The organism is Methylocystis sp., assembly GCF_051061225.1.
GTDB lineage: Bacteria > Pseudomonadota > Alphaproteobacteria > Rhizobiales > Beijerinckiaceae > Methylocystis.
Genome location: NZ_JBPFEB010000067.1, coordinates 112564 through 120280, shown reverse-complemented (window position 1 = coordinate 120280; position 7717 = coordinate 112564). Strand labels below are relative to the sequence as shown.

At 62.0% G+C, this 7717-nt stretch carries 9 protein-coding genes and 3 pseudogenes; 6 read left to right on the top strand and 6 right to left on the bottom strand.

The window, feature by feature from the left end:
* A partial coding sequence (locus ACR652_RS12500; protein ID WP_434506815.1) for a transposase domain-containing protein occupies positions 1–119 on the top strand: 119 nt, incomplete at its 5' end.
* A 9-nt stretch (positions 120–128) separates the two neighbouring features.
* Positions 129–351: pseudogene (locus ACR652_RS12495) on the top strand (transposase); the annotation flags it as partial.
* A gap of 141 nt (positions 352–492) precedes the next feature.
* Here the strand turns inward: ACR652_RS12495 and ACR652_RS12490 are convergent.
* Positions 493–1167, bottom strand: a pseudogene (locus tag ACR652_RS12490) (IS5 family transposase); the annotation flags it as partial.
* Between the two features lie 73 nt (positions 1168–1240).
* Between ACR652_RS12490 and ACR652_RS12485 the strand changes: the two are divergent.
* Both ACR652_RS12485 and ACR652_RS12480 read left to right on the top strand, forming a co-directional pair.
* Positions 1241–1811 (top strand): annotated as a pseudogene (locus tag ACR652_RS12485) (IS5 family transposase); the annotation flags it as partial.
* A 33-nt stretch (positions 1812–1844) separates the two neighbouring features.
* Positions 1845–2471, top strand: coding sequence for a methyltransferase family protein (locus ACR652_RS12480; RefSeq protein ID WP_434506809.1), 627 nt, complete (start codon positions 1845–1847; stop codon positions 2469–2471).
* A 135-nt stretch (positions 2472–2606) separates the two neighbouring features.
* Here the strand turns inward: ACR652_RS12480 and ACR652_RS12475 are convergent, their stop codons facing one another.
* The 4 genes from ACR652_RS12475 to ACR652_RS12460 form a co-directional block, all read right to left on the bottom strand.
* Complete coding sequence (locus ACR652_RS12475) at positions 2607–4076, bottom strand: sugar transferase (RefSeq protein ID WP_434506808.1); 1470 nt, start codon at positions 4074–4076, stop codon at positions 2607–2609.
* A 233-nt stretch (positions 4077–4309) separates the two neighbouring features.
* Complete coding sequence (locus ACR652_RS12470) at positions 4310–4543, bottom strand: hypothetical protein (protein WP_434506807.1); 234 nt, start codon at positions 4541–4543, stop codon at positions 4310–4312.
* A 164-nt stretch (positions 4544–4707) separates the two neighbouring features.
* Positions 4708–5085 carry an HU family DNA-binding protein gene (locus tag ACR652_RS12465; protein ID WP_434506806.1) on the bottom strand — a complete coding sequence of 126 codons (378 nt, stop codon included), beginning with the start codon at positions 5083–5085 and terminating at the stop codon, positions 4708–4710.
* 204 nt (positions 5086–5289) lie between these two features.
* Positions 5290–6114, bottom strand: coding sequence for a helix-turn-helix domain-containing protein (locus tag ACR652_RS12460; RefSeq protein ID WP_434506805.1), 825 nt, complete (start codon positions 6112–6114; stop codon positions 5290–5292).
* 240 nt (positions 6115–6354) lie between these two features.
* Here ACR652_RS12460 and ACR652_RS12455 point away from each other — a divergent pair, with 240 nt between their 5' ends.
* Positions 6355–6555: a hypothetical protein gene (locus ACR652_RS12455; RefSeq protein ID WP_434506804.1), complete on the top strand. Its 201-nt coding sequence runs from the start codon at positions 6355–6357 to the stop codon at positions 6553–6555.
* A 15-nt stretch (positions 6556–6570) separates the two neighbouring features.
* On the opposite strand, the gene ACR652_RS12450 is transcribed toward ACR652_RS12455, so the two are convergent.
* Positions 6571–7047, bottom strand: a complete 477-nt coding sequence (locus tag ACR652_RS12450) for an NUDIX domain-containing protein (protein WP_434506803.1) — start codon at positions 7045–7047, stop codon at positions 6571–6573.
* 88 nt (positions 7048–7135) lie between these two features.
* Between ACR652_RS12450 and ACR652_RS12445 the strand changes: the two genes are divergently transcribed.
* A complete protein-coding gene (locus ACR652_RS12445) occupies positions 7136–7717 on the top strand; it encodes a L,D-transpeptidase (protein ID WP_434506802.1) in 582 nt (193 codons plus the stop codon).

Genomic DNA, 7717 nt, shown 5'->3' with positions numbered 1-7717 from the left:
TGCCATTGACAGACGTCGATCCCAACGCATGGCTGACACAGACGCTCGAGCGCATCGCCGCCGGTTGGCCCAACAAAGACATCGACGCACTCATGCCTTGGAACTTTGCAAGCCCCTGACGCCACGCGTTGGACGCTTACGTTCTGACGGACGCAGAGTGGGGATTTGTCGGGCCTCTGATCCCCTGCGAAGCGCGGCGGCGGCAAGCGTAGGGTGAATATACGCGAGGTGGTGAACGGCCTTATGTATGTCCTATCGACAAGCTGTCAGTGGCGTGCGATTCCAAAGGACTTCACGCCCAAAAGCACGGTTTATGGCTATTTCGATCTTTGGACATATGACGGGACTTTAGCAGGCTGTTGAAAAAGGGGCTGGACTCGACGCAATTCCGCTCCGGCGTGGCTTTTTCGGAGGAGTGGGCGTGGTTGATCGGGCTCGGACACGCGCTTTGCGCGCTTCGGCCTCTCGCCTCACGCTGCAGCAAGCAGCTTCATGGCCGATGAAACACAGCTTCGCCTCCTTGCCAGCGCCCTTGCGATAAAGCCGCGCGTCAGGATCGCTCGTCGAGGCGTGCGTGTCGTTCGAACGCTTTTCACCATGAAAATCGACTTCGCGATTGCGCGATCCGCCGCCGCTCAAAGGCGGATCGTCCATCTTGTTCTCCGGGCTTTCGGCCTTGCCTTTCGGCGTGATGCTCTTCATTGAGGCCCAGGCTTCGATCAGCGTGCCATCGACCGAGAAATGGTCGTTGCTCAAAAGCCGCTTCACGCGCGGCTGCGCCAGCACGGCGGTAAGAAACTTCCCGGCGACGTCGCCATCGAGCAGCCGGTCGCGGTTCTTCGAGAAGGTCGAGTGATCCCAGACCTTATCGTCGATTCCGAGCCCCATGAACCAGCGAAACAGCAGGTCGAAATCCAGCCGCTCCATGAGTTGGCGCTCCGAGCGGATCGAGTAGAAGGCTTGCAGCAGCATGGCGCGCAACAGCTTCTCCGGCGGGATGGAGGGCCGGCCTGTCGAGGCGTAAAGCGCCGAAAACTCCCCAGCCAGGGCGGCGAGCGCCTCGTTCGCCAGGCCGCGGATGACCCGCAAGGGATGCGACTGCGGAACGCGCGCCTCCATGTCCACATAGCTGAATAGCGCCCCAGACCGCTCGTCTCCGCCACGCATTCCGTGCTCCCCTTGCCTCAAGAGGACGGAATCACATCAGAGTAGCCAGAGCGAGGAGTTTTTCAACAGCCTGTTAGAACGCATCCACCACGTGCTTTATGTTATGTGCCGGGAAGCAGAATGGCTCGAGGCCAGTCCGACTGCCGCCGTCATTGACAGCCAGAGCGTGAAAAGCGCTGAAAAAGGGGGAGCGTATCGATCCCCATGGCTATGACGCGGGCAAGAAGGTCAAAGGCAAGAAGCGGCATATTCTTGTCGACACTTTAGGCCTGCTTCTTCACGCCGTCGTTCATAGCGCGGACATTCAAGATCGCGATGGCGGCATCCTCGTCTTGAGCACGTTGTTCGGCAAATTTCCATTTCTTCAAAAACTCTTCGCCGATGGCGGCTACCAGGGTCCCCAATTTCGCGAGGCGCAGAAGAAAGCATTGCCGGGCCTTGTGACAGAAATCGTCAAGCGTTCCGATGCGGCCAAAGGCTTCGAGGTCTTGCCCAGGCGTTGGGTTGCTGAACGAACTTTATCCTGGCTGGGCCGCTCTCGCCGATTGGCCAAAGACTGGGAAAATCTCAATCGAAAGGCGCTCGCTTTCTTGCACCTCGCCTCCATTCGCCTCATGCTCAGAAGGCTTTGTAATCAATCATGAAGTCTTCGGACCGACACTTAGAGGATGCCTTCGATGCGAGCGCGTATCGGTCTCAGCCCGAGGACTCTGGACCAGTTGGAGCGATATGCTTTCCTTGTGGCTTACTCCGTTTTTGCGATTCAATTGGTCGGGGCTTTCATCATAGAAGGCCGACTGACGCAATTGCTGTACCTCATGGATCAATCGGTCGTTCTATCTTTCTTTATTTTTCGCCGCCCGACCGAAGAAATCTCTTTACAGCGCGGAGACTGGCTTGCCGGCGTAATTGGAACGCTTTTGCCATTGCTCATCGGGCCAGTTTCAACGGACTCCGCCATTGCGCCACTCACGGCGACGATCTGCCTTGGGCTTGGTATTTCCCTGCATCTTTCAGCAAAGCTCGCTCTGGGAACAAGTATTGGCGTGATCGCAGCCAATCGTGGGCTGAAGACAGGCGGCCCCTACCGTATCATTCGACACCCCATGTATGCGGGCTATATGGTGGCTCAACTCGGAATTCTGTTGGCAGGACCAAACATGCGCAATTGCGTTGTTGTCGTCCTGTGCTGGATATTTTTTATCTGGCGGATCAGTGCTGAGGAGAAGCTTTTATCTCGCGATGAAAACTACGTCCGCTTCCAACGACGCACGCGCGCTCGTCTTTTCCCAGGAATTTACTGAGGGCTTATTTGGCACTGGCGGATGAAACCCTTTTCCGGCTCTGGCACTGCTTCAATTCCGACGCCCAGATCGAAGCGCGAAACTGCCGGACCCTGAAAGGAACAGCAAAAGAGAGGGAAGACGAACGGCGCGAAACTAAGGCGAAGCTTCTCCGGTCCCCGAGCTGAAGCTTTTCTCCCGCCACTGCAGCGCGCTTTCGAGAACGGCGTGATTTTCCGTCTCGCCCATGAGCGCCACGCGCAGAGTCGAGATGCAGATGCGCAGATCCAGCGCCAGCGAGGCGTGGCGGATATACCAGATATCGAGCGCGTCCTTTTCTTCCGGTCCGATGCTCGTCCCGCCATTGATCTGAGCCCAGCCGGTGATGCCAGGGCGCACCAGCAATCTCGTGGTCGGATCTTTCGGCTGATCATGCGGCAGCAGCGGTCTGGGGCCGATCAGCGACATGTCGCCGATCAGAATATTGTAAAGCTGCGGAATTTCATCGAGACGCGTGGCGCGAATGGCGCGACCGATCTTCGACAGTCTCAGAGCCTCCGGGATGGGATTGCCGTCTTTGTCGTAAGGGGCGTGATAGGTGCGGAATTTATAGAGCAGGAATTTGCGCCCATGCCGGCCGATGCGTTGCTGCCAAAACAAGGCCGGCGCGCCAACATCGAGGAAAGTAAGCCCCGCAACCGCGAGCGTCACCGGCAAGAGCGCCGTCAGCAGAACCGCCGCGCCGGCGACGTCGATCACGCGTTTCACGCGGAAATACCCGCCAACCTCATCGGCAGCCACGGACGCTGTCGTAACCGGCGGGGCCTGCGGGTGCGTGAGATTGAACGCTTCAGAGATTTTCTGGAAGGGCAGTTCGCGATTGATGCACTGGCCCTTCGCCCAGTCGACAAGCTCGTTCGGAACCGGCGCTGAATCCGAGAGCCAGATTTCGTCAATGGCCACGCCGTGGACCAGATATTCCTGGATGATCTCATTGAGATCGCGCACATGCCCAACGATCTTCACGCCGCTGATCTTGCGGCCGATGGTCGAGCGGCGGGCGTCGAGGGCCGCGACCACAAGCGTCGTCCGCGGCTTTTGGGAGTCCAGCAATCGGATCGCGGCCGCAGAAAACTGATCGACGCCAATCACCAGCACCCGCCTGAAATCCGCTGTGTGCGACGCGGCGTGCGCCGGCGTCTGGTGGCGCGAGGTCAGGCGCGCGCCAATGCGCATCGCGACCAGCCCCGAGGCCAACACCAGTCCGTAAATCAACGGCGTGGAGCGCGGCACGCCTTCGAGCCGGTTCAGCGTGAAGGCGAAAAAGCTCGTCAGCAACACGGCGCAGGCCACGGAGGCGCAGATGTTGAGCGCTTCCCGGACCGAGAAGAACTGGCTGATGCTCTCGCTGACGCGGAAAAACAAAAAGCTCCCGAGCGCGCAGGCGATGGACAGCAGCGCATATTGATACGTCTGGGGGATGGCGTTGGGGAGGCCTTGCGGATCGAGGAGGCTGGGCTCCCGGAGGGCGAGGGCGACAAAGGGCGCCAAAACGGCCCAGAAAATGTCGGCCGGGGCAAGTCGCAACCCAAGGCTGTGTCGGGATGTGGGCGGAGCGAGCCGCATAAGCACCTATTCCAAAAGGAGCGCTTGAAAGCAACGCTAATGTAAACGCGCTGACGCCCATGGGCAACGTTTTTTACGTGACAATTCCTTGATTTGGCTCAATACGGGCGATTCATCGCCCATCTTAGGCGCTCGGCGGTCAGAATAGGCATAGCCGCGACCACATGACCGCTTCGCTCAACCGAGGCGCTGCGCCTGATCAGGACGGCCCCTGTGACAGTCCGGCCTGCGCTTTACGAGCGCCGCTCACCGCTCGTGTCATTGGCCTTTGCCGCGCCCATGATCAGCAGCCAGCCAAAGAGCGCCAAAGCCGCCCAGGTCGCAAGAACCGGCTGCCCTGTAACGAAAAGGACCGCCACACACGTCAGGATCGCCACCACGCTCGCCGGAACGAAATGAACGCGCATCGGTTTGCGCGTCGGGCAGGCGACGTCGTGACGGCTTGGGATCATATGAATGAAAGCCATTTCACCCCCCTCGAAGGCTCCCAGCCCCTCCCGCCGGCGCCTGAACGCCCTTTTTGTCAAAAAAACGCACGACCGCCCGTATTGGTTCCGCAAATGCGCCGGGCAGCTCGGCTTTTTGGCGCCGGCGTTGGGGGCTTCTGCGAGGCGGCGCTGGCGCGGCGCGCTCAGCACCCCGCCGCATCCGTCTTCGAGACGATGGACTTGAGATATTTGGAGGCGCGGAAGCTCACGACCTTGCGCGGCTTGACGAGCGCAAAATCGCCCGTGCGCGGATTGCGGCCCTTGCGCTCCTTTTTCTCCACGATCACAAACTTGCCGAAATTGCACAATGTCACGTTCTCGCCCTTGATCAGGGTCTCGGAGATTTCCTCCAGCACCTGATCGACCAGAGTGGCGGCCTGACGATGCGCCAACCGGTCACAGGCGACAAAAAGCGAGCGCGCGAGCTCGCGCCGCGTCACAGTATGCCGGTCACCGCTCGTGTCGTGATCGTCCAGAGCGTCCGGCGAGAGGTCTTTGACCTCCAGCGCTTTATCCAGCATCGGCGTCTACCTTGTTTGCAGCCCCCCGCGCGGGGCGGCCGCTTTCGGATCTCATTCCTGCCAGACACAAGGATAAATCAATGATTTCAACGCTGTCCTTAGCCATTTTGCGTAAAGTGAAGGTTTAGCTTTTCTCGGCAAACGGGTTTTTGGGCGCGGCGAGTCTCGGCCGGTCGCGAGCATGGCCTGAGGCGCCCGCGCCGCTCAGACCACGCCCGCCCCCTCCGCCAGGGCGAAGGAGGGCAGGATGCCGAACATGTCGCGATAATGCCCGGCGAAGCGGCCGAGATGGTTGAATTCATGCGCCTTCGCGATGCGTCCCACGCCCGCCGCGCCCTTCGCGCCGTGACGGAGGATCGCGTGCACCTGCTGCAGGCGGATGGAGCGCTTGAGCGCGACGAAGCCGACGCCGAATTCTTCCTGCAAGGCGAGCTGAATGCTGCGGCGGGAGCATTTCAGCCGCTTCGCCGCGTCATCGAGGGAGAAGCGCCGGAAACCGGCGGTTTCCGGGCCTTCCCACAACAGACGCTCCACGGTGAGGGCGAGTTCGCGCCGGCGGCAGGTGGGCCCCGGCGGCGGCGGCGGCGGCGTCGCCGCCAACTCCTCAATCAGCCGGGCGCTGGTCGCAAGGATCTCCGCGGCGTCGGGCGCGACGTCCTCCCCTCGCTCCGCCAGCGTCAGGAGACGACCCACCTGCTTCTCCAGAAGACTGCCGGTGCGGGTCACGGAATGGAGCAGCGTCGCGCACCCCCCCTCCCCGTCGAGCCGCTGCGTCAGCGCGGCGAGCGCGCTCTCCGGAACAACGCGTTGCGCCGCCTCGGGATCGAAAAGAAGCGTGAGGAGGGAGCCGGGAAGATTGGCCGAGAAATTCAGCCGGCTGCCGCCGCAAGCGACCGCCATCACCGAATCTTTGACGCAGGCGCCCAGAACCCGGATCTCCTTGCTGCGAACGAAGCCGATTTTCAACACTCCAGGGCCGACATGGCCGTCCATGCGCAGGCCCCCGGCCAGGAGGCGGGTCTCTTGCACGGAGAGACCGGGCGCGAAAGCGAAAGAGCGTCGGGTGACGTGCAAGGGGCCGGGCCGAAGCCGGTAAACCCGGGGTCGCCAGCCAATCAGGAAACGCGCCGCCACATCCTCTGGATCTGTCGCGGAGGTCAGTCGCGAATGGCTTGAGCGCAACTATTGAAACAGGGGGCGGCCACGCTGGGCTTTTCGGCCTGTCCGCGCCACATGCCGTCGGGCAGGCGCAACATGAGGAGGGCGGCCATGCCACGGCCTCGGGTTTTGCGGAACGCCGTGCTGGCGCTCATCGGAATCGGGCTGGGCTTCGTCGCCTGGGCCAACCGCTACGAGCCGGCGGCGTCTCCCTATTTTCACCGCAACCGTTTCACGGGGGCGGAATGTCACAGGGGTCAGGAATGCTGGACCCCACGCCCGCCCCGGAATTGGGCGGCAGCGCAGCCATAGGGCGCTTGCGGCGCCTCAGCCGGCGGGCGGCGCGCTCGCGAGGCGGGCGGTCAACGCCTCCAGAATCGGTCGCTGGCCGATGATGATTTTCGTCAGAGCCTGCGGGATCGTGAACCACCCGGCTCGATCGACCTCCGGGACAGCGATGGCGCGCTTCGATCGCGGGGGCCATTCAATCTCGCAAAGATTGCTTTTGACCGCGTCGGGATCGGCGTCCCCTTCGAGCGCGAACGCCTCGACGCGCTTTCCGCTGGGCTGACGGAAAACCCCGAGCGGAGTCAGCGGGCCCGAGAGCGAAAAGCCTGTTTCCTCGGAAAATTCGCGCATGGCGGCGGCTTCGGCCGCCTCGCCCGGCCCGACCTCGCCCTTTGGAATCGACCAGGCGCCCTCGTCCTTTCTCGCCCAGAACGGGCCGCCCGGATGAACCAGCAACACCTCGAGGCGGTCGGCGCCCCACCGATACAACAGCACGCCGGCGCTGTGCTTCGACATGGTTCACGCTTCCTTAATTTTGCGCCGCGTCGGTCTGACTCTCGCCGCATTGCTCTCGACAGTTCCCCTGGAACGCTTTCGAAGGGGAATGCGCCACATGACCAAAGCGCCTACGATCGTCCTGTCCCTCTCGCTCGCCGTTGCGGCGCTGCTTCCTTCGGCGGCGCTCAGCGGCCCACTCGACAGCGGCCCGCTCGCCGACTTCCTGACGCTCTTTCGTCAGCAGGCGATCCCCAAGCAGCTCGTGGTCTGGCGCCACCCGGAATATAAGCCCGGTACGGTGATCGTCTCGACCCGCGAGCGCCGACTTTATTATGTTCTCGGCGGCGGCCGGGCCATCGAATATGGCGTCGGCGTGGGTCGCGAGGGCTTTACCTGGTCGGGCGTGAAGACCGTCTCGCGCAAGCGGGAATGGCCCGACTGGCGCCCGCCGGCGCCCATGCTGAAACGCCGCCCGGATCTGCCCCGTCACATGGCGGGCGGGATCGAGAATCCGCTCGGCGCCCGCGCGCTTTATCTGGGCTCCAGCGACTATCGCATTCACGGCTCCAACGAGCCGGACACGATCGGCGCGGCGGTCTCCTCCGGATGCATCCGCATGACCAACAACGACGTCATCGACCTCTACACCCGCGTGAAGGTCGGGACGAAGGTTGTCGTGCTCAAATAG

Excerpts from the sequence above, each read along its gene's own strand:
- ACR652_RS12470 (WP_434506807.1), bottom strand. The coding sequence starts at position 4,543 with ATGGCTTTCATTCATATGATCCCAAGCCGTCACGACGTCGCCTGCCCG.
- ACR652_RS12455 (WP_434506804.1), top strand. The coding sequence starts at position 6,355 with ATGCCACGGCCTCGGGTTTTGCGGAACGCCGTGCTGGCGCTCATCGGA.
- ACR652_RS12480 (WP_434506809.1), top strand. The coding sequence starts at position 1,845 with ATGCGAGCGCGTATCGGTCTCAGCCCGAGGACTCTGGACCAGTTGGAG.
- ACR652_RS12450 (WP_434506803.1), bottom strand. The coding sequence starts at position 7,047 with ATGTCGAAGCACAGCGCCGGCGTGCTGTTGTATCGGTGGGGCGCCGAC.
- ACR652_RS12465 (WP_434506806.1), bottom strand. The coding sequence starts at position 5,085 with ATGCTGGATAAAGCGCTGGAGGTCAAAGACCTCTCGCCGGACGCTCTG.
- ACR652_RS12445 (WP_434506802.1), top strand. The coding sequence starts at position 7,136 with ATGCGCCACATGACCAAAGCGCCTACGATCGTCCTGTCCCTCTCGCTC.
- ACR652_RS12475 (WP_434506808.1), bottom strand. The coding sequence starts at position 4,076 with ATGCGGCTCGCTCCGCCCACATCCCGACACAGCCTTGGGTTGCGACTT.